Annotated in this window: 22 protein-coding genes; 8 read left to right on the plus strand and 14 right to left on the minus strand. The window is 67.4% G+C overall.

Translation table 11 applies throughout. The features are described 5' to 3' along the window. Positions 1–8: 8 nt before the first annotated feature. From AC07YR_RS09470 to trxB, 4 genes are all read right to left on the minus strand, one after another. Positions 9–1205, minus strand: coding sequence for an MFS transporter (locus tag AC07YR_RS09470; RefSeq protein WP_494733812.1), 1197 nt, complete (start codon positions 1203–1205; stop codon positions 9–11). A 2-nt stretch (positions 1206–1207) separates the two neighbouring features. Beyond that, entirely contained in the window at positions 1208–1642 is a 435-nt protein-coding gene (locus AC07YR_RS09475) for an arsenate-mycothiol transferase ArsC (protein WP_055804757.1), read from the minus strand. A 52-nt stretch (positions 1643–1694) separates the two neighbouring features. Beyond that, positions 1695–3068, minus strand: a complete 1374-nt coding sequence (locus AC07YR_RS09480) for an FAD-dependent oxidoreductase (protein ID WP_436058488.1) — start codon at positions 3066–3068, stop codon at positions 1695–1697. Positions 3069–3256: 188 nt separating this feature from the next. Further along, entirely contained in the window at positions 3257–4234 is a 978-nt protein-coding gene (trxB, locus tag AC07YR_RS09485) for a thioredoxin-disulfide reductase (RefSeq protein ID WP_494733841.1), read from the minus strand. A 217-nt stretch (positions 4235–4451) separates the two neighbouring features. On the opposite strand from trxB, the gene AC07YR_RS09490 reads away from it, so the two are divergent. Together AC07YR_RS09490 and AC07YR_RS09495 are read left to right on the plus strand one after the other, a co-directional pair. After that, positions 4452–4802, plus strand: coding sequence for an ArsR/SmtB family transcription factor (locus AC07YR_RS09490; protein WP_494733813.1), 351 nt, complete (start codon positions 4452–4454; stop codon positions 4800–4802). Between the two features lie 35 nt (positions 4803–4837). After that, positions 4838–5323 (plus strand): GNAT family N-acetyltransferase, encoded by a 486-nt coding sequence (locus AC07YR_RS09495; protein WP_494733814.1) that lies wholly within the window; start codon positions 4838–4840, stop codon positions 5321–5323. Between the two features lie 49 nt (positions 5324–5372). On the opposite strand, the gene AC07YR_RS09500 is transcribed toward AC07YR_RS09495, so the two are convergent. After that, positions 5373–5831 (minus strand): PLDc N-terminal domain-containing protein, encoded by a 459-nt coding sequence (locus AC07YR_RS09500; RefSeq protein ID WP_055804748.1) that lies wholly within the window; start codon positions 5829–5831, stop codon positions 5373–5375. Positions 5832–5891: 60 nt separating this feature from the next. Between AC07YR_RS09500 and AC07YR_RS09505 the strand changes: the two genes are divergently transcribed. Continuing rightward, positions 5892–6206: a DUF4229 domain-containing protein gene (locus tag AC07YR_RS09505; protein ID WP_055804745.1), complete on the plus strand. Its 315-nt coding sequence runs from the start codon at positions 5892–5894 to the stop codon at positions 6204–6206. Positions 6207–6234: 28 nt separating this feature from the next. On the opposite strand, the gene AC07YR_RS09510 is transcribed toward AC07YR_RS09505, so the two are convergent. The 5 genes from AC07YR_RS09510 to AC07YR_RS09530 form a co-directional block, all read right to left on the minus strand. Further along, positions 6235–7116: a 1,4-dihydroxy-2-naphthoate polyprenyltransferase gene (locus AC07YR_RS09510; RefSeq protein ID WP_494733815.1), complete on the minus strand. Its 882-nt coding sequence runs from the start codon at positions 7114–7116 to the stop codon at positions 6235–6237. Between the two features lie 51 nt (positions 7117–7167). Continuing rightward, on the minus strand, positions 7168–8319 hold the full coding sequence (locus AC07YR_RS09515; RefSeq protein ID WP_494733842.1) for an AMP-binding protein: 1152 nt from the start codon (positions 8317–8319) through the stop codon (positions 7168–7170). A gap of 65 nt (positions 8320–8384) precedes the next feature. Then, on the minus strand, positions 8385–9338 hold the full coding sequence (locus AC07YR_RS09520) for a 1,4-dihydroxy-2-naphthoyl-CoA synthase (protein WP_055804738.1): 954 nt from the start codon (positions 9336–9338) through the stop codon (positions 8385–8387). Between the two features lie 21 nt (positions 9339–9359). After that, entirely contained in the window at positions 9360–9800 is a 441-nt protein-coding gene (locus AC07YR_RS09525; RefSeq protein WP_436058486.1) for a VOC family protein, read from the minus strand. 53 nt (positions 9801–9853) lie between these two features. Beyond that, a complete protein-coding gene (locus tag AC07YR_RS09530) occupies positions 9854–10615 on the minus strand; it encodes a CPBP family intramembrane glutamic endopeptidase (RefSeq protein WP_436058485.1) in 762 nt (253 codons plus the stop codon). Positions 10616–10753: 138 nt separating this feature from the next. Between AC07YR_RS09530 and AC07YR_RS09535 the strand changes: the two genes are divergently transcribed. Genes AC07YR_RS09535 through AC07YR_RS09545 form a run of 3 tightly spaced genes read left to right on the plus strand, consistent with a single transcriptional unit; the run spans position 10754 to position 13437 of the window. Next, entirely contained in the window at positions 10754–11734 is a 981-nt protein-coding gene (locus AC07YR_RS09535) for a metal ABC transporter substrate-binding protein (RefSeq protein ID WP_494733816.1), read from the plus strand. Next, positions 11731–12558, plus strand: a complete 828-nt coding sequence (locus tag AC07YR_RS09540) for a metal ABC transporter ATP-binding protein (protein ID WP_494733817.1) — start codon at positions 11731–11733, stop codon at positions 12556–12558. Before AC07YR_RS09535 ends, AC07YR_RS09540 begins: the two co-directional genes overlap by 4 nt. Positions 12559–12561: 3 nt before the next feature. Next, positions 12562–13437, plus strand: a complete 876-nt coding sequence (locus tag AC07YR_RS09545) for a metal ABC transporter permease (protein ID WP_055804725.1) — start codon at positions 12562–12564, stop codon at positions 13435–13437. A 57-nt stretch (positions 13438–13494) separates the two neighbouring features. Here AC07YR_RS09545 and AC07YR_RS09550 read toward each other — a convergent pair whose 3' ends face one another. The 4 genes from AC07YR_RS09550 to AC07YR_RS09565 are packed head-to-tail and all read right to left on the minus strand — an operon-like array spanning position 13495 to position 16636. Continuing rightward, positions 13495–14283 carry an ABC transporter permease gene (locus tag AC07YR_RS09550; RefSeq protein WP_494733818.1) on the minus strand — a complete coding sequence of 263 codons (789 nt, stop codon included), beginning with the start codon at positions 14281–14283 and terminating at the stop codon, positions 13495–13497. Then, entirely contained in the window at positions 14280–15224 is a 945-nt protein-coding gene (locus AC07YR_RS09555) for an ATP-binding cassette domain-containing protein (RefSeq protein WP_436058481.1), read from the minus strand. Before AC07YR_RS09555 ends, AC07YR_RS09550 begins: the two co-directional genes overlap by 4 nt. Before the next feature lie 36 nt (positions 15225–15260). Beyond that, on the minus strand, positions 15261–16124 hold the full coding sequence (locus AC07YR_RS09560; protein ID WP_494733819.1) for a DUF4097 family beta strand repeat-containing protein: 864 nt from the start codon (positions 16122–16124) through the stop codon (positions 15261–15263). Then, positions 16124–16636: a histidine kinase gene (locus tag AC07YR_RS09565; protein ID WP_494733820.1), complete on the minus strand. Its 513-nt coding sequence runs from the start codon at positions 16634–16636 to the stop codon at positions 16124–16126. Before AC07YR_RS09565 ends, AC07YR_RS09560 begins: the two co-directional genes overlap by 1 nt. 214 nt (positions 16637–16850) lie before the next feature. Between AC07YR_RS09565 and AC07YR_RS09570 the strand changes: the two genes are divergently transcribed. Both AC07YR_RS09570 and AC07YR_RS09575 read left to right on the plus strand, forming a co-directional pair. Continuing rightward, positions 16851–18557, plus strand: coding sequence for an ABC-F family ATP-binding cassette domain-containing protein (locus tag AC07YR_RS09570; RefSeq protein ID WP_494733821.1), 1707 nt, complete (start codon positions 16851–16853; stop codon positions 18555–18557). A 193-nt stretch (positions 18558–18750) separates the two neighbouring features. After that, positions 18751–19098: a hypothetical protein gene (locus tag AC07YR_RS09575; protein WP_028270009.1), complete on the plus strand. Its 348-nt coding sequence runs from the start codon at positions 18751–18753 to the stop codon at positions 19096–19098. Positions 19099–19113: the final 15 nt, after the last annotated feature.

Here is a 19113-nt window from a genome sequence, read left to right on the forward strand (position 1 = left end):
GTGCCGGACTATCCGCGCCGTGAGGCCAGAACGGCCATAAGGGCAGCGACCGCTGCGACGCCGGCCATGGCGTACGCCATGCCCGTGTAGGAACCGAGCCAAACCGCCGTCGCCGGGCCGGCAGCGGGGGCGAGAGCGGTGACTGTTGTGAGCGGTGCGGCGAAGGTTCCCTGCAGGGTGCCGAGGTTCCGCGCTCCCCACTGGTCTGCGACGACAGTGGCCTGCAGCAGGGTGTGGCAGCCGCGGACAGCGCCGGCCAGGATGCCTGCTGCGATCAGGACAGGCAGGGGTCCCGGCAGTGCGGCGAGCAGCAAGACCGCGCCGGCGGCAGCGCCGGTGATGGCAGGCAGGCGCGTCCGGACCGGAATGAAGCCGAAGAGCAGCCGGCCTCCGACCTGGCCTGCGCCCACGAGTCCGAGGCCCAGCGCGGCTGCGGCATAGCTGGCGCCCTTTTCCATCAGCAGGGGAATGATATTCAGTGTCGTGGCGTAGAGGCCGAGGCAAAGCAGCACCATCAGGCCCTGCAGGCGGCGGAACTCAGGGCTGCGGCGGATGGCGCGCACGCTGCTCAGGTCCAGGGTTCCCGCACCCCTTCGAGGGCCGGCATTCCAGGTTTTGTTGAGGTAGCGGGCGTGCAGCGGCACAGTGATCAGTCCCAGCAGCCCGGAAAGGACCAGGAAGGCCGCCCGCCAGCCGATGCTGCTGCTCAGGGCTGCGGTGAGCGGCGCGAAGATGGTGGAGGCGAACCCCGCTGCCAGGGTCAGGATGGTCAGGGGCCGGACCCGCCCGGTGCCGTACCAGCGGGTGATCACGGTGAACGCCGGCTGGTACAGGACCGCTGCCTGCGCAGTCCCGGCCAACAGCCAGGCGGCGGCAAACAGCGGCAGGACGGGTGCAAGGGCCACCAGGGCCAGGGCGGCGACTCCGACCAGCGAGCCGCCGATCATCAGGGTGCGGGGGCCGGTGTTGTCCAGGGCGCGGCCGACGAGGATGCCGGCGCCGGCGGACACGAGGAGCCCGGCCGAAAAAGCTCCCGTGACCAGCGCCGGCTCCCAGCCGGTGTCCCCCGAGATCGGCAGGACGGCGGCTGGCAGGGCGTAGTAGAGGATGCCCCAGCCGGTGGTCTGGGTGATGCACAGGGCGGCGAGGCCGCCGCGGGGTGCACCCTCCGCAACCAGGGCCGGGGCGTCGGCCGGGGCGGGCACGCCTAGTTCCCGGTCAGCTCCGCATACAGCTTCCGGACGCGGGCATTGATGTCGTCCCGGACCAGGCGCATGCGTTCCATGCCTTCGATGCCGCGTTCGGAAGGCTCGTCCGTTTCCCAGACCTCGAACCGGGTGCCTTCGCGGGGTTCGAGTTTCGCTTCGGTGCCCAGGACGATGACGGCGTCCACTGCGTCCACGACTTCTTCGGTGACCGGTTTCGGGTGTTCTCCGGTGATGTCGATCCCGAGTTCGGCCAGCGACTCCACGGACTGCGGGTTCAGTGACTTCCCCGGTTTGGTGCCGGCGGAGTAGACGGCGACGGTCCCGCCGGCCAGCTGCTTCATCAGTCCGGCGGCAAGCTGGGACTTGCCCCCGTTCTTGCTGCAGACGAAGAGGACGGCCGGGATCTTCGGTGTACTGCTGGGTTCCTGGGTCATAGGGGTGTTGGTTCCTTCGTGAGCGGTGATGCCTGCGGGGTCGAAGCGGGCGTTAGTTGATGCCGGAGCGGCCGTGGGAGAGCCCGGTGGGGAAGCCGACCAGCACGGGCTCCGGAGCGGCGCAGCAGCCGGATTCGGTGTCCGCGGCGGCTGTGGCGGGGACGTCGCAGCTGGTGCCGGCGTCGGAGGAGCAGACGCCGGTCTCCGGGAGTTCGAGCTGGACGGTCTCCGAGGCTTCGCGGTCCCCGGCGAGGGCTGCCACCACCGACCGGACCTGTTCGTAGCCGGTGGCGAGCAGGAAAGTGGGGGCCCGGCCGTAGGACTTCATGCCGACGATGTAGAAGTCCTTGTCCGGGTGTGCCAGGAGCCTGGCGCCGTGCGGGGGCACGGTGCCGCAGGAGTGGAATTCGGGGTCGATCAGCGGGCCAAGCCGGCGGGGCGCCTCCACGGCAGGGTCCAGTTCGAGCCGGAGTTCGCGCAGGATATCCAGGTCCGGGCGAAAGCCCGTGCAGGGCACCACGATGTCGGCGTCCAGGGTGCGTCCGTCAACGGCTGCCACGGTGACGTGCGAGTCCAGGGACTTGAGGGAGGAAATACCGAAGCCGGTATGCAGTTCGATGGTGCCGGCCTCGACCAGGCGGCGCAGCCGGCTGCCGAGCTGGCCTCGGGCGGGCAGTCCGTCGGCTTCGCCGCCACCGTAGACCTTCTCGGCGGAGGCGCCGCGGACGGCCCACAGGATCCGGGTTTCGGGTTCCGCCTTGGCGAGGTCCGCGAGGCTGATGAGCGTGTTGGCGGCTGAGTGCCCTGCCCCGACCACCAGGGCACGGCGGCCGGCGAAGGAGGCGCGGTCCCGGCCGGTGACGTCGGGCAGCGGCGAGGAGATCCGGTCCGCGGCGGTCTCTTCGCCGATGGCGGGCAGGCCCGAGATGCCGAGCGGATTGCGGATTGACCACGTGCCGGAGGCATCAATGACGGCGGCCACCGTGTGGTCGCGGACCTCTCCGCCCGCACCTTCCACCCGCACCACGAACGGTGCGGTGTCCCGGTTCCGGGTGTGGGTCTTGTCCATGCCGGACCGGGTCACCGCGACCACCCGGGCACCGGTCTCCAGCCGGGAAGCGATGGCCGGGAGCGCGGCGAGCGGTGCGAGGTAATCATCAATCAGCTGGCCGCCGTAGGGGAGGGCCGTGGGCCGGGGTGATTCCCAGCCGGAGGCTTCGAGCAGGCGGACGGCGGCGGCGTCGAGGTTGAACCGCCACGGTGAGAACAGCCGGATGTGGCGCCACTGTTCGATGGCGGCTCCCGCCGTCGTACCGGCCTCGAAGATCAGCGGCTCCAGGCCGCGTTCCAGAAGATGGGCGGCAGCGGCCAGGCCCACGGGGCCGGCGCCGATCACAGCGACGGGAAGGTTCGACGTCGAATCCAAGGTGTTCTCTTTCGTGAGTAGGTGTGGCGGTTCGCAAGCAAGGCGGAAGGCGGAAGGCGGCGGGAAGGGCGGCTAGCAGCAGTCCTGATCCGTGCAGGATTCGTCCTCGCACCAGCCGTTGTCGGTGCAGCATCCGGTATCCATACAGCTCACCTCCTTCCTGTTGGGAAGTTCTATTCAGCGAATCCCTAGGCGTGGGTTGGTTCCTCGACCAAGGCCGTCGCGATGCTGTCCGCATCATCCAGGGCGGCCAGGTACCGCTCCGCATCCAGTGCGGCGGCGCAGCCGGTCCCGGCGGCGGTGATGGCCTGGCGGTAGCGGTGGTCCACGGCGTCGCCGCAGGCGAAGACGCCCGTCAGGTTGGTGACCGTGGTGGGGGAGTCCACCTTGATGTAGCCCTCGGCGTCGAGCTCAACCTGGCCCTCGACGAGTTCCGTCCGCGGCACGTGTCCGATCGCCACGAAGATGCCCGTGGCGGCCTGCTCGCGGGTTTCCCCGGTCCGGGTGTCCGTGAGCGTGATTCCGGTGACTTTGGGGTCCCCGTGGATGGCGGTCACGGCGGAGTGCCAGGCGAAGCTGATCTTGGGGTTGTCCTTGGCGCGCTGGGCCATGATGCGGGAGGCCCGGAGTTCACCCTTGCGGACCACCACCGTGACCGTCCGGGCGAAGCGGGTCAGGAACGTGGCTTCCTCCATGGCTGAGTCCCCGCCGCCGACGACGACGATGTCCTGGTCGCGGAAGAAGAAGCCGTCGCAGGTGGCGCACCAGGAGACGCCGTGGCCGCTGAGCTTCTTCTCCTCGGGCAGGCCGAGTTCCTTGTAGGCGGAGCCGGTGGCCAGGATGACGGCGGGTGCCTCGTAGGTGTCGCCGGCGCCGGTGACCACCCGCTTGAGGTGCCCGGACAGCGTCACTTCAGTGACGTCGTCGAACATCACCTGCGCGCCGAACCGCTGCGCCTGCTCCTGCAGGCCGTCCATGAGCTCCGGGCCCTGGATCCCGGACGGGAAACCCGGGAAGTTCTCCACCTCGGTGGTGTTCATCAGGGCGCCGCCGGCCGTTACCGAGCCGGCCAGAACCAGGGGCTTCAAGCCCGCGCGGGCGGCGTAGATCGCAGCGGTGTAGCCGGCGGGGCCGGAACCGATGATGATCAGCTGTTCGGTGCTCACTTCGGCGGTCATGTGGTCTCCTGGGTAGTGGTTCGTAAGCGCTGTGCAGCAACGCTGCGTAAACAAGTGCAACAAGGACGGGGCGTGCAATCAAGGGCCCGACGGCGCCGGCCGGCCTTTGTCCCGATGTAACCGAAGAAGATAAATTGATGAATATCGATATAGAGAGTATCCCCACCTATATCGATGAATGTCAATCTATGTGCATAATTGGTCTATGAACTCTCTGCAGATCGTCGAAGCTCCGGTGGACGCCTCATGCTGCGTCCCGTCGGTGAAGCCGGCTCTGAGCGCTGACGAGGCCCAGCAGCGGGCCGTGGTCTTCAAGGCCCTTGCCGACCCGAACAGGTTGCGACTGCTGTCCATCGTCAAGGCGGGCGACTCGGGTGAGTCCTGCGTCTGCGACCTCACTGAACCGCTGGACCTGGGCCAGCCCACCGTGTCCCACCACCTGAAAATCCTGGTGGAGGCCGGGCTGTTGCACCGCGAGAAGCGCGGCACGTGGGCTTATTACTCCCTGGTCCCGGGCGCGCTGGAACAGACGGCCGGACTCCTCGAGAGCCTGTGAACCCGCAGTCGGCAAGGGGCCTCACGATCCGCGCCATGACGGGCGCTGACTGGCCGGACGTCCAGCGGATCTACCGCGAAGGCATTGAGACCGGTCACGCAACCTTTGAATCCGAGGCGCCGGACTGGGAACGGTTCAACACATCGCGGCTGCTTCCGCACCGGCTGGTGTGCGAAACGCCGGCACACCGAATCCTTGGCTGGGCGGCGGTCTCGGCCGTGTCCTCCCGCCCGGCCTACGCCGGGGTTGTGGAGCACTCCGTCTACGTGGCGGCGGACGCCCGCGGCATGGGCGTAGGCGGGTTGCTGCTTCAGGCGCTGGCGGATTCCACGGAGGCCGGCGGGATCTGGACGATCCAGGCCAGTGTCTTTCCCGAAAACGAAGCCAGCCTCAGGCTCCACCTCGCCAACGGTTACACCGTTGTTGGACGACGGCGGCGCATCGCCCTCATGGCCCATGGCCCCTGCGCCGGGCAGTGGCGCGACACCGTGCTGATTGAGCGGCGGTCGACCGTCGTCTGACCCCGGGCCGAGTTACTTCCCCCGAGGCGTTACTCAACCGCGAATGGCGCTACTTGACCTCGTCGGTGCCGTGCGCGTCGGTCTCGGGGTGGTGTGATTCCTCGGTGTGCTTGTCGCCCCGATGGGTGCCGTTCGGCTTTCCCTTGCCCTCGGCGCCGCCGGCAGCGCTGCCATTGACCTGGCGTTCCTTGGCCTGGAGTTCATCCTTGAGCTTCTTCAGGCGGTCCGCTTCGGCCTGGTTGCGGCGGCGGATTTCCAGGTTGCGCAGGAAATCGGGGTCGTCATCCGGCGCCGTGGTGTGGGTGTACGACTGCGGGGCGGGGCTGCTTCCACGTGGCCGGCCGATGATGAACCAAAGTGCCGCTCCCACTACCGGGAGGACAACCATCACCACGATCCAGGCCGTCTTGGAGATACCCCTGGTGAGGTGCTTGTCAGTCCGGATCACGTCCACGAGGCCATAGACGAATATGGCAAGAACGGCAACGGCGACCAATACACGGGGCATACCACCAGTCTAGCGTCCGGGCGGCGGGCGGCGGACGGCTAAACTTGGACTGTGGCCTTTATGAAATACTCCCTGATCCGTCTGGCACTGTTTGTGCCGCTGTTCGTGCTGTTCAGCTTCCTCCAAATCGGAATCCTGCTCGCTGCGGTCTGCGCCGGCCTCATCGCTTTCGCGATCAGCTACCTGTTCTTCCAGAAGCAGCGCGACGCCGCCACGGCCACCCTGCATGAGCGGTTCTCCGGCCGGGCCAAGCCCATCCGGACCGCCGGCGAGGTTGAAGACGCCGACGCCGAGGACACCCTGGTGGATGCCAACCCGGACATCACCGTCCGCTCAGAAATCCCCCGCACGGAAGTTCCCCGCAAGGACGCTTAGGGGCACGGAAGCTTAGAGGCAAGGACGCTTAGAGCCCGTGGCTTAGCACGAGGCCCAGCGAGAACAGCACGCTGTAGCCCAGGTTGATCATGCCCGTCTGCTTCAGGACCGGGATCAGGCTCTTGCGCTTCCGGCCGTTGATCATCAGCCATGAGGGCATCAGGCTGGCCGGGATCAGGAGCAGCACGATGAGCATCCACGGGCGCGCCGGTGCCAGGACAATCACCAGCAGGATGGCCACGGCAAGCATCAGGACGTAGCTTTCACGGGCGTGCTTGTCACCCAGCCGCACGGCCAGGGTCTTCTTGCCTGCCTGCATGTCCGTGGGGATGTCCCGGACGTTGTTTGCCATCAGGAGCGCGCACGCGATCAGCCCGGTGCCGATTGCGCCGATGATGGCAGGCAGGCTGATCTGCCCCGCCTGCGTGTAGGTGGTGCCAAGGGTGGCCACCAGGCCGAAGAACACAAACACGAACACGTCGCCCAGGCCCATGTAGCCGTAGGGGTTCTTGCCGCCGGTGTACCCCCAGGCCGCCAGGACGCAGCCGAGACCCACCAGGATCAGCCACCACGCCTGCGTGATGAGCACCAGCACCAGGCCGAACAGCATCGCCAGCCCGAACGCGGCGAACGCGGCGCGCTTCACCATCTCCGGCTTCGCAGCACCGGAGCCCACCAGGCGGAGCGGGCCCACACGGTCCTCGTCCGTACCCCGGATGCCGTCCGAGTAGTCGTTGGCATAGTTCACGCCCACCTGCAGCAGCAGGGCCACCAGCGCGGCCAGGATGGCGTTTACAGGCTTGAACGCGTCCAGCTCGAAGGCCGCTGCGGTGCCGATCAGGACCGGTGCGATGGCAGCCGGCAGGGTGCGCGGTCGGGCGCCTTGGATCCATTGTGCGGCTGTAGCCACGGTCAGTACTCCGATTGGTTCGTTGTTCGGTTCAGCTTGGGAAGAGCTTTTCTATTTTCCCTGATGCCGGGCGTCCAGCAGAACGGTCATGCCGAGGCGGTCAGGTTTGCCGTTGGGCAGCATCATGAGTTCGCCCGCAGCCAGGACTGTTTTGGGCGCCAGGGCGCCGAGGGCACCCAGGGCATCGTGCCGCTTCGCGGTGAAGCCTTCGATGCCAGCGGGCGTGGCATCCTCCACGGCGACGTAGGCCGCCACTGCCTGTCCCCACTCCGCTGACGGGACGCCGGCCACGAAAGCCGCCAGCACGCCGGTGAGCTTCTCCAGCTCGGCCTGCACGTGCGTGGCGGATACCTTGACGCCTCCGGTGATGATGACGTCGTCGGCGCGGCCCAGTACGGTGAGCTTCCCGGTGGCGTCGATGGAGCCGAGGTCGCTGGTGCGGTACCAGCGGACGCCGTCCTCCTCGAAGAAGGCGTCGGCGGTGAGGGCGGGGTCGCCGAGGTAGCCGGCGGCCAGGGTGGCGCCGCCCAGCAGGATGCGGCCGTCCCCGTCCACGCGGGCCAGCACGTCCTCGAGCGGGAAGCCGTCGTAGACGCAGCCGCCGCAGGTTTCCGCGGAGCCATAGGTGGTGATCACACGCGCGCCGGCGTCCCGGGCTGCGGCGAGCAGTTCGGGTGTGGCGGGGCCGCCGCCGAGCAGGATTCCGTTGAAGCGGCGGAGGGCGGCCAGCGTTTCGGCCGACGGCGAGTCCAGCAGCCGCTGCAGCTGGGTGGGTACCAGGGACGTGAACCGGATCTTGTCCGTGAGCTCCTGGGCGGCCGCGGTGAAGGCTTCCGGCGTGAAGCCGCCGGAGAGGTCCATGGCCCACGGCCGCGTGCCGGCGAAGAGGGAGCGCACCAGGACCTGCACGCCGGCCACGTACTGCACGGGGAGGGCCAGCAGCCACTGGCCTTCGCCTTTGAGCGCGAAGGCGGTTGCCACGGAGGACGCCGCCAGGGCCTCCACCGTGAGGACCGTTGCCTTGGGGGCACCGGTGGAACCGGAGGTCCGCACCACCACGGCGGCGTCCTCGAAGCCCGGCGTTTCCACCGCGGAGACCACCGGATTGCCGTCGGCGTCGGCGGAAAGCTCTACGGCGGGACCCTCGCCGTGGAGGGCGTCCGCCAGCGCCTTGAGTGCGGGCTCGATGTTGGGCGGCTCGATGTTTGCAGGTTCAGTGTTCAGCGGCTGGGAGGTCACGGAGGCTGCCTTCGTCAGTTGGGCGGGCTTTAGAAGTAGTACGGGAACTGGGACCAGTCGGGGTCGCGCTTCTCGAGGAAGGCTTCCTTGCCCTCCACGGCCTCGTCCGTCATGTAGGCCAGCCGGGTCGCTTCGCCGGCGAAGACCTGCTGTCCGGCCAGGCCGTCGTCGGCCAGGTTGAAGGCGAACTTGAGCATGCGGATGGCCTGCGGCGACTGCCGGGCGATGTCCGCCGCGTACTCCAGGGCGACTTCCTCAAGGCGTTCGTGGTCCACGGCTTCGTTGACTGCGCCCATCCGGACCATGTCCTCGGCCGAGTATTCGCGGGCCAGGAAGAAGATCTCGCGGGCGGCCTTCTGCCCGATCTGGCGGGCCAGCAGCGCCGAGCCGTAGCCGGCGTCGAAACTTCCCACGGTGGCGTCCGTCTGCTTGAACTTGCCGTGCTGGCGCGAGGCGATGGTGAGGTCAGAGACCACGTGCAGCGAGTGGCCGCCGCCGGCCGCCCAGCCGTTGACGACGGCGATGACCACCTTGGGCATGGTGCGCATGAGCCGCTGGACTTCCAGGATGTGCAGCCGGCCGGCACGGGCGGGGTCGATGGTCTCCTTGGTCTCGCCCTCTGCATAGCGGTACCCGTCACGCCCCCGGATCCGCTGGTCGCCTCCCGAGCAGAACGAGTGCCCGCCGTCCTTGGGCGAGGGCCCGTTGCCGGTCAGCAGCACGGTGGCCACGTTGGGGGTCATGCGGGCGTGGTCCATGGCCCGGTAGAGCTCGTCCACTGTGCCGGGGCGGAAGGCGTTGCGGACTTCCGGGCGGTTGAAGGCGATCCGGACCGTGGGCAGGTCGCGCAGCACCGCGCCGTCCGAATCCCGCTCCACCTGCCGGTGGTAGGTCATGTCCTGGAAGTCGTCGAAGCCGGCCACGGTGCGCCACCGGGAGGGGTCAAAGACGTCGGATACCTTGGCTGGAAATACGTTGCTCACAGATTGAGTCTAGTAATCGCCTCAGCTGATGCAGAACTCGTTGCCTTCTGGGTCCGCCATGGTGTGCCATTCGTGCGGGCCCTGGCTGGCCGTCCAGAGGAAGGTTGCGCCGCGTGCCTCCAGCTCTTTGCGCACCTCGTCCTTGTCCCTGCCGGCAAGGCGGACATCCCAGTGCACCCGGTTCTTGACGGTCTTTCCCTCGGGCGCGGTCTGGAACAGGAGGCGGCGCTCCGGCGCCTTGACGTCGAGCTCTTCCACCGGCCTGATTGCGGCGCCGGCCTCCCAGACCAGCTTGCCCTTGTGGGTTTTGGTCTCGGCTTCGGTGGCGTACCCCTGCGCGATCATGGACCGGATGAAGGCCTCGTCGTGAGGCTCCACGGCCCAGTCCAGGGTTTCCGCCCACCAGTCGGCGAGCTCGTGCGGGTTCTTGCAGTCGATGACGATCTGAATGTTGAGTCCCATTACCCAAAAGTACGACGGCGGCGCGTGCGGCGGTAGGGGGAGCGTTGCGACTGCTAGGGCTGGACCTGCTGCAGCTGCTCCATCAGTTCGGGCGGGATGGCGTAGATGAACACTACGGCCAACAGGTTCTTTGCGGCGTGCACGAAGTAGGAGAACATCAGGTTCTTCCCGGTCCACACGTAGACGAACACCAGCGTGGCGCCCATGGCGAGATATGGCATCAGCACAGGCAGGGTCAGCGTTTCCTGGCCCACGATGTGCAGTGCTGCGAAGAGGAAGGTGGACAGGACGCAGCACACCCAGATATTGACGCGGCGGCTCAGCTTGCCGATCAGCAGGTGGCGGAAGATGTACTCCTCCACGAACGGGCCCACAATGACCAGCAGGGGCACGATCAGCCAGGGCGGCACGTGTTGCACGAGTGCCTGCACGTTGGCCTGGTTGGCGGAGCCCTGCACGGGTCCGGTGAGGGCCACCAGGATGGCGGTCAGGATCAGCATGGCCACCACTGCCACCGGGATCATGATCAGCGTGAACCACGGCCTGGTGGCCAGCACCCGGAGGTCGCGGGCGGCGACATGGCGGGCAGCGGCCACGGCCAGGATCCCCACGCCGCCGTAGAACAGCAGGTTGACCGAGTACACGGCCACGGTGGGGTCCGGGGACAGCTGCAGCAGCAACGGCTGCAGCAGCGGTCCGGCTACGGCAAAGAGTGCCGCGACGGCCACGTAGAGCCCCACGGTGGTGTAGTCGAGCGCGGAAAAACGGTAGAGCTCCGGCCGTGGCGCCGGGGAATTGCGGACAGCTGTTCCCATGTGTCCAGCCTAGCTTCCCCAACTGACTGGCAGCTGACGTCGTGAAAACGGCAAATGACGACGTTAAGTGCGAGTCAGTTGGGTGGAGCGGGGGCCCGGCGTTGCAGTGGCGTTACGGCGCCCGGTAGAATATTCGGTATGCCTAAATTTTTGTTTCGGTGCGCCAAAGTAGTCCGCCGAACCGGTTTCCTTCGCTCTGCCGGAGCCGCCGTCGTCGCCGCTTTCCTCTTCCTGTCACTGGCCGCGTGCGGGGGTGCCGCCCCGGGCCAGGGACCCGGCGATGAGAAGCCCGTGGTGCTGACCACTTTCACCGTGCTGGCCGACGTCGCCCAGAACGTGGCAGGGGACAAGCTGCAGGTCGAATCCATCACCAAGGCCGGCGCCGAAATCCACGGCTACGAGCCCACGCCCGGCGACATCCGGAAGGCTTCGAAGGCGGACCTGATCCTGGACAACGGCCTGAACCTGGAGGCCTGGTTTGCCCAGTTCGTCGAGGGCCTGGATGTCCCGCACGCCGTGGTGAGCGAGGGCGTGAAGGTCATGTCCATCAGCGAGGACTCCTACCAGGGCAAGCCGAATCCGCACGCCTGGATGTCGCCGGTAAACGTGCAGATCTACGTGGACAACATGGTGAAGGCGTTCTCAGAGCTTGATCCGGAGAATGCCTCCACGTTCGAGGCGAACGGTGCGGCCTACAAGGCCAAACTGCAGGCGGTGAAGGACGAGATGGTGCAGAAGCTCGCAACCGTCCCCGCGGCGCAGCGTGCCCTGGTGACCTGCGAAGGCGCCTTCTCCTACCTGACCCGCGACGCCGGCCTCAAGGAGGTCTACATCTGGGCAGTCAACGCAGAACAGCAGGCCACGCCGCAGCAGATCGCCCGGGCCATCGAATTCGTCAAGGCGAACAAGGTCCCGGCCGTCTTCTGCGAGTCCACGGTGTCCGACGCCCCCATGCGCCAGGTGGTGGGAGCCACGGGTGCGAAATTCGGCGGCGTACTCTACGTTGACTCGCTGTCCGAGGCGGACGGCCCCGTGCCCACGTATCTGGACCTCATCCGGCACGACTCCAAACTCATCACCGAAGCACTGGTTAGTGCCCCAGCGGGAGCGGCATCATGAGCCAACAACCGGCCATCCTCGTTGAAAACGTCACCGTCCACTACGGCGAAGTCCTGGCGCTGGACGCAGCATCGCTCAGCCTGGACACCGCCCGGATCTGCGGCCTGATCGGCATGAACGGCTCCGGCAAGTCCACGCTGTTCAAAGTGATCATGGGAATGATCAAGCCCGACGCCGGCCGCGTCCTCATCAATGGCCAGTCACCCGCCAAGGCGCGCAAGGAGGGGGGAATCGGCTACGTCCCGCAGAGCGAGGACGTGGACTGGCAGTTCCCGCTGTCCGTCCGCGACGTGGTGATGATGGGCCGCTACGGGCACCAGGGCTTCACCCGGCGCCCCTCCAAGGCGGACCGCGCCGCCGTCGACCTCGCCCTGGACCGGGTGGAACTGTCCGAGTTCGCGAACCGGCAGATCGGCCAGCTGTCCGGCGGCCAGAAGAAGCGCGCGTTCGTGGCCCGGGGCATCGCCCAGGGCGCCACCATGATGCTCCTGGACGAGCCGTTCGCCGGGGTGGACAAGCGCTCCGAAGCCACCATCACCCGCCTGCTGCGGGAACTCGCCTCGGACGGCTGCACCATCCTGATCTCCACGCACGACCTCCACGCCCTGCCGCAGCTGTGCGACGAAGCCGTGCTGCTGATGCGCAAGGTCCTGATGCACGGGCCGCCCGACGTGGTCCTGCAGCCCGAGCACCTGGCCATGGCCTTCGGCCTGGACGTCCTCAACCGGGACCTTCCGGCCCGGGACGTCCCGGTCCTCGACGTCGGCCCGGTGCTTGATGTGGGCCCGGAGCGCCGCCTTTCCAAGCAACAGGACTGGAGCTAAGCCATGGACCTCTTCGACATCCTGTTGGAACCTTTGAGCTACGACTTCATGGTGCGCGCCATCATCACCACCGCGCTCGCCGCCATTGTCTGCGCCGTGCTGAGCTGCTGGCTGGTGCTGATCGGCTGGTCGCTCATGGGCGACGCCGTGTCCCACGCCGTGCTGCCCGGCGTCGTGCTGGCCTACATCGTGGGCGCGCCGTTTGCCCTGGGGGCGCTGGTGTTCGCGCTGATCGCCGTCACCCTGATCGGGGTGGTCCGGAACACAAGCCGGGTGAAGGAGGACGCGGCGATCGGCATCGTGTTCACCTCGCTGTTCGCCCTGGGCCTGGTGCTCATCTCCGTCACGCCCAGCCAGACCGACCTGAACCACATCATCTTCGGCAACCTGCTCGGCGTCAGCATCCCGGACCTCATCCAGGTCCTGGTGCTGGGTGTGGTGGCGTTCGCCATCCTGATCCTCAAGCGCCGCGACCTTACGCTGTACGCCTTCGATCCCACGCACGCCCACGCCATCGGGCTGTCGCCGAAACGGCTGGGCGCGCTGCTGCTGGGGCTCCTCGCGCTGACCTCCGTGGTGGCGCTGCAGACGGTCGGGGTGGTGCTGGTGGTGGCCATGCTGATCATCCCAGGGGCCACGGCGTACCTGCTGACGGACCGGTTCTCCCGCATGCTGGTGATCGCTCCGGTGGTCTCCGCCGTGTGCTCGATCGCCGGCATCTACCTCAGCTACTACCTGGACACCGCGTCCGGTGCCATGGTGGTGCTCACCCAGGGTGCCATCTTCGCCGTCGTCTACCTGTTCAGCCCGCGCCAGGGGCTGATCGGCACCCGGCTGGCGAAGGCCCGCCGCCGGAAGGCAGTGGCACTCGCCGCCTGAGGCGTACGACGGCGGCGCGTGCCTGCGGCGGTGCGCCGCAGGCACGCACGTGGCCGGTTAGGCCCGGACGGACTTGCGGTTGTAAAGCCATAGCGCCCACACGTACCCGCCCACGCTGAACACTGCGCACCAGGCAAGCGCGGCAAGCATGGTGCCGGCCTCCACGGGTGTGCCCATCAGAAGTCCGCGGACGGCTTCGATGAACGGCGTGAACGGCTGCACGTCGGCGAACCAGCGCAACGCGTCGGGCATGGACTCCGTCGGCACGAAGCCGCTGCCCAGAAACGGCAGCAGCAGGAAAATCATGGGCTGGTTGCTTGCTGTTTCGACGCTCTTGGCGTTGATGCCCATGGCCACGGACAACCAGGTCACGGAGAATGCGATGAGCGTCAGCACGCCCAGGGCCCCGAGCCAGCCTGCCGGGGAACCTGTGGGCCGGAAGCCGATCAGCACCGCCACGGCCGCCACCAGCAGCATGGCGGCCATGGTTTGGATGAGGCTGCCCAGGACATGGCCGGTGAGCACGGCGCCCCTGGAGATTGCCATGGTGCGGAAACGGGCCACGATGCCTTCGGTCATGTCCGTGGACACCGAGATGGCGGTTCCCGTCGCACCCCCGGTGAGGGTGAGCATCAGCACCCCCGGCACAATGTACGCAAGGTAGTCATCCCTGCCGCCGCCCAGTCCCGAGCCCAGCGTCCCGCCGAGAACGTACACGAAGAGCAACAGGAATATGATCGGGGTTCCCGCGACGAACAGCGGGATCGAGGGGTAGCGGAGCACGTGTTTGAGGTTCCGGCGCAGCATGGTTGCCGCGTCACTGGCTGCATAGCTGAGGGTGCTCATCGTGCGTTCTCCTTCTGGCTGGTGAGGGCGAGGAAGACGTCGTCCAGGTTGGGCGTGTGGACTGACAGGTCGGCCACATCCACGGCGGCGCGCTCAAGGCGGTCCAGCACGTCCTTCAGGGACCTGACGCCGTCGTCGCCGGCGACGTCCAGGGTGAGGGCGTCGTCGTCGCGGTTGCTTGGATCGAGCACGACGGCGGCCCGCTCCAAAGCGGCCAGGTCACCGAACGTGAGGCGGATGTGCCCGCCCGGGACGAGCCGCTTCAGCTCGGCGGGGGTGCCCTGGGCCACGATCCGGCCCTGGTCCAGTACCGCGATGGTGTCGGCAAGCTGGTCTGCTTCGTCCAAGTACTGGGTGGTCAGGAAGATGGTGACGCCGCGGGCCACGAGTCCCTGGATGATCTCCCACATGGTGCGGCGGCTCCGGGGATCCAGGCCCGTGGTCGGTTCGTCCAGGAAGATGATCTCGGGATCGCCCATGAGGGTCATGGCCAAATCCAGCCGCCGCCGCATGCCGCCCGAGTACGTGGCAAGGGGCTGCTTGGCTGCCGCAACAAGGTCGAACGTTTCCAGAAGCTCTGCCGTGCGGCGCTTGAGCTCGGCCGGCTGGAGGTGCCGGAGCCTGCCCATCAGGGCCAGGTTTTCCTCGCCCGTGAGCAGGCCGTCCACGGCCGAGAACTGCCCAGTCAGCCCGATCTTCCCGCGCACCTCGTCGGCCTGGCGCCCGACGTCGAAACCTCCCACCGCGACCTCCCCGCCGTCAGCGCGGATCAACGTGGCCAGGATGTGGACGATGGTGGTCTTGCCGGCGCCGTTCGGGCCGAGGAGGGCGAAGACGGTTCCCGCCGGAACGGTGAGGTCAACGCCGTTAAGGACTTCCTTGCTGCCATATGCCTTGCGCAGCCCGGCCACTGCAACGGCCGCAGGGGTGGTGCTTGCCATGGTTCCTCCTTCGCTGGGTTTCTGCCTGTCAGGTACTTACACGGTGGGAACGGGGGAGCGCCGGACGGTGATGTCGCCATAGGCACTGCGGGCCCGGATCTCCACCTTCGCGTCCGTATCGCCCGGCCCGGCGGCGGCGTCGAGTCCGTTGCGGACGCGCCCGTATTTGGTGCTGAGGTCCAGCCACGCCGCGCTGCCTTCGCGGACTCCGATGGCCAGTGAGCCCGCGGCGGACTGGAGGGTGAGGGTCCCGCGGGCCACCTCGCCGACGCTGATGTCTCCGTTGGAGGCCTTGATGGTTGTGGCTGCACCCGCCCGTTCAATGGCTACGTCACCGTTGGCGGCACTGACGCGGAGCTCACCGGCCGCGTCAACGATGTGCGTGCTGCCGTTGCCGTTCTTGACGCTGGCCGTTCCGTCGATTTCCCGGATGCGGATTTTGCCTGATCCGGTCTTGATTTCGGCCCGGCCCGCGACGCGTTCCACGGTCACGTCGCCCATGCCGGTGTGGACGCGCAGATCCGTGCAGTGGTCCATCCGGACGTGGCCCATGTCGGTAGAGAGCTCGGCGGAGCTGAATTCGCCCTCGCAATGGAGGTCACCCATGCCGGACTTCAGCTCGAGGCTGCAGCCGATGGGGACTTCAACAGTGATGTCCACTGCGCCGCCGTCACTGAACCAGGTGTACCGGCGCAGGGGCCGCAACCGGACCTGGAGGCGACCCTCCGAATAATCCACTGTGGTCTGCTCGGCCACTTTGACGTCCAGGGCGCGGGTTGCACTGCGCGGCTGGACGTTGACCACGGTGTCCGCGCGGTTGCCGGCCACGATCCAGATATCGGCCCGGACGGAAACATCAACCACGACGGCGATTGGCTGCGGGGTCTCGAACGTCTTCATTAGCGTGCCCATCCTGTGAAGTTCTGCCCGCCGGGATCCCGGCGAACGGTGCGTTGTGTTGATTGGCCGGCGAGAGTGTCCGCGACAGCCCTGATCAACCAGGAGTTCACGGACAGGCCTTCGAGGCCGGCTGCCTCTTCCACCTGCTGCTTGAGGTGATCCGGAAGTCGGAGCGTCGTACGGGAGGTGCTGGCGCCGTCGAAATCCTCCGTGGGTTGCCGGCCTTGCTGGCTTGGCCGCTCAACCACCGTCTCGAAGTCGTTGGCGGCGGGCGGGTTGGTCACCACGAACTCGGGATCGCGGCCCCGCAGCCGGACCTCCACCGAGGCCGGGGCCAGCTCGAGGGTGATCTCGCTGGCAGCGTCGGAGAGTGCTTCCAGCAGGACAAGCCTGACCGTTGATTCCAGGGTGGCCGTGAGGCGCTCGCTGAGTGCGCGGGCGTCCGGCCCGCCGGCTTCCGCGGCAACGTCCAGCTGGGACTGGACGGCGGCGACGTACTGAGTCAATTGCATGACACCATCATGGCGTCACTATGGTGTCATGTCAATACCCTTTGGTGATTTATGGTGTCATAGTGGTGTCACTGCTTGACTGTGATGCCTCCGCCCGGCAGTCTGGACCGATGAAGTCCTAAGCGCAGCCCTTCGATCCGCTGCATTCCCGCACACAATTCCCGGCACTAATATCGGCGACAGCCGTACACTGCGGACCCGCTAGGACATTCCCTTGACTGAACATCTTTCCCTGACCGGCGTCACCCATGGCTATGGTGACCGCCGGCTCTTCACCGCCGTGGACCTCACGATTGGCGCCGGTGAGCACGTGGCCGTCGTCGGCGAAAACGGAGCCGGCAAATCAACCCTGCTGCGGATCCTGGCCGGGCTCGAGCCGCCGAACGAGGGCACCGCCCAAAGCCACGGCCGCATCGGCTACCTTGCCCAGACCACCGGCCTGCCGGCGTCGTTCACGGTAGGAGACGCCATCGACGAGGCACTGGCGTCACTCCGCGCCGTCGAGGCCGAGCTGGACAGCCTGGAATCCGGACTGGCCGATGCGGACGAGGAACAGCTGGAGCGCTACGGCAACCTGCAGACCGAATACCAGCTCCGCGAAGGCTACGCCGCGGAATCGCGGGTGGAAGCGGCACTGGACCGCCTGGGCCTGGGTGGACTGGACCGGCAGCGGACGCTGGGTTCGCTCTCCGGCGGGGAGCAGCACCGGGTGGCGCTTGCCTGTGTGCTTGCTGATCCCGCGGACATCCTCCTGTTGGACGAGCCCACCAACCATTTGGACACGAGCGGTACGGCCTGGCTCGAGGCGCGGCTGGCCGCTCACCGGGGTACCGTCGTCGTGGTTTCCCATGACCGGGCGCTGCTGCGCAAGGTGGCCGTTTCCGTGATCGAAGTGGACGCCGAACGGTGCGCCGTCAACCGCTACGGGAACGGTTACGAAGGGTACCTGAGGGAGAAGGCAGCCGAGCGTGAACGCTGGGTGCAGCAGTACCGGGGCTGGCTCGATGCGATGGCTGCCGAGCGCCTCCAGGCGGACACCGTGGCCGGGAAAATGGGCTACGCCCGCCGGCGCGACGGCGACAAGATGGGCTTCGACTTCAAGGCCGGCACCTGGCAGCAGGCGGCGAGCAGCAAGGTCCGCAACGCCCAGGAGCGGCTCCGCCGGCTCGAGGCCAACCCGGTGGACCGCCCGCCCGTACCCCTGAAGCTGGCGGTGGACCTGCAGGACGGATCCGGCGCGAACGCCGGTCCCGCTGCGGAAGGCCCCGGTGCGACCGGCGGCTCCGGTGTGGAAGGCTCCGGTGCAAGCGAAACCCCCGCCCTGGAAGCCCGCGGCGTGGAAGTTCACGGCCGGCTTGAACGGACTGATTTCCGGGTGGAGGCCGGCCGGAAGATCCTGATCACGGGCCCCAACGGCGCCGGCAAATCCACGCTGCTGTCCGTCCTCGCCGGAACACTGGAACCGGACGCGGGCACGGTGGTGCGGCACGGCCGGATCGGCTATCTGCAACAGGAACTGGAGCCGCCGCGCCGCCCGGGGCAGCGCCTTCTTCCGGCATTCGTGTCCGGCCTGGGCGGGAACATCGACGAACATGCGGAGGCTTTGCTGCGGCTGGGCCTCTTCCGGACCACCGAATTCCACGTGCCCGTGGGCAGCCTTTCCGCGGGGCAGCAGCGCAGGCTTGCCCTGGCCCGGCTGCTGCTGGGCGGCTTCGGAACCATGCTGGTGGACGAACCCACCAACCACCTGGCCCCGGTGCTGGTGGAGCAGCTGGAAGCGGCCCTTTCGGAATTCGGCGGAACGCTGATCATGGTGAGCCACGACCGTGCCCTGGGGGAGTGGTTCAACAAATGCGCCGCACGGGAGGGCGCCGGCGGGAGTTGGCTGCGGTACTCCATGCTGGACGGCGCGCTGGTGTAGCTTCCCGTCCAGCGGCGGGGCGCGGCAGCAGCCCGGAAAACGGTGAGGTTTGCGTTAAAGGATCGTTACTCCGCACGCGCCGGGCCGAAACAACTGCGGAGCAGGATGGAAGGGAGTCAGTGATTCCCACGCTCAAGTAGCACCCGCGCGCTCAGCCGCCGGGCCTACCCAGCCGGCCGAAAGGATCCCTCCCGTGATCACCAAGAACCTTTTCCTGCAGGGCGTTTTCCCCTTTGAAGGAGCGGGCCTCGACAAGCCCGCTCCCATCCACCGGGAGCTTGCCCACTTTGTTCCGGACGGAATCATCAACCAGACCCTCTACTTCCGGGGCGGGAACTCCAGTTCCGAGCTGATCACCGTGGTCCTGATGCGGGACGGCGTGCCCATGCGGTATTTCCCCATCGGCGCCAAGAGCGACGTCCATGTGCCGCTCCGCGTGGTGGAGGACATTGAGGGCGGCTCGGTGATTGAGGTGTTCCTGCTGGCGGCCGAGGGCGTGGCGGGCTTCGTCGTGATCGACCTGGGCATGGTGGAACACTGATGACCGCCGTCACCG

The sequence above is a fragment of the Arthrobacter sp. GW460-12-1-14-TSB2 genome (assembly GCF_059423525.1).

What these genes read in the sequence shown, in the direction of transcription:
- AC07YR_RS09550 (WP_494733818.1), bottom strand. Translation starts at nt 14,283, where the DNA reads ATGAGCACCCTCAGCTATGCAGCCAGTGACGCGGCAACCATGCTGCGC.
- AC07YR_RS09490 (WP_494733813.1), top strand. Translation starts at nt 4,452, where the DNA reads ATGAACTCTCTGCAGATCGTCGAAGCTCCGGTGGACGCCTCATGCTGC.
- AC07YR_RS09530 (WP_436058485.1), bottom strand. Translation starts at nt 10,615, where the DNA reads ATGGGAACAGCTGTCCGCAATTCCCCGGCGCCACGGCCGGAGCTCTAC.
- AC07YR_RS09540 (WP_494733817.1), top strand. Translation starts at nt 11,731, where the DNA reads ATGAGCCAACAACCGGCCATCCTCGTTGAAAACGTCACCGTCCACTAC.
- AC07YR_RS09500 (WP_055804748.1), bottom strand. Translation starts at nt 5,831, where the DNA reads ATGCCCCGTGTATTGGTCGCCGTTGCCGTTCTTGCCATATTCGTCTAT.
- AC07YR_RS09505 (WP_055804745.1), top strand. Translation starts at nt 5,892, where the DNA reads ATGAAATACTCCCTGATCCGTCTGGCACTGTTTGTGCCGCTGTTCGTG.
- AC07YR_RS09565 (WP_494733820.1), bottom strand. Translation starts at nt 16,636, where the DNA reads ATGCAATTGACTCAGTACGTCGCCGCCGTCCAGTCCCAGCTGGACGTT.
- AC07YR_RS09555 (WP_436058481.1), bottom strand. Translation starts at nt 15,224, where the DNA reads ATGGCAAGCACCACCCCTGCGGCCGTTGCAGTGGCCGGGCTGCGCAAG.
- AC07YR_RS09525 (WP_436058486.1), bottom strand. Translation starts at nt 9,800, where the DNA reads ATGGGACTCAACATTCAGATCGTCATCGACTGCAAGAACCCGCACGAG.
- AC07YR_RS09560 (WP_494733819.1), bottom strand. Translation starts at nt 16,124, where the DNA reads ATGAAGACGTTCGAGACCCCGCAGCCAATCGCCGTCGTGGTTGATGTT.
- AC07YR_RS09495 (WP_494733814.1), top strand. Translation starts at nt 4,838, where the DNA reads ATGACGGGCGCTGACTGGCCGGACGTCCAGCGGATCTACCGCGAAGGC.
- AC07YR_RS09545 (WP_055804725.1), top strand. Translation starts at nt 12,562, where the DNA reads ATGGACCTCTTCGACATCCTGTTGGAACCTTTGAGCTACGACTTCATG.
- AC07YR_RS09535 (WP_494733816.1), top strand. Translation starts at nt 10,754, where the DNA reads ATGCCTAAATTTTTGTTTCGGTGCGCCAAAGTAGTCCGCCGAACCGGT.
- AC07YR_RS09475 (WP_055804757.1), bottom strand. Translation starts at nt 1,642, where the DNA reads ATGACCCAGGAACCCAGCAGTACACCGAAGATCCCGGCCGTCCTCTTC.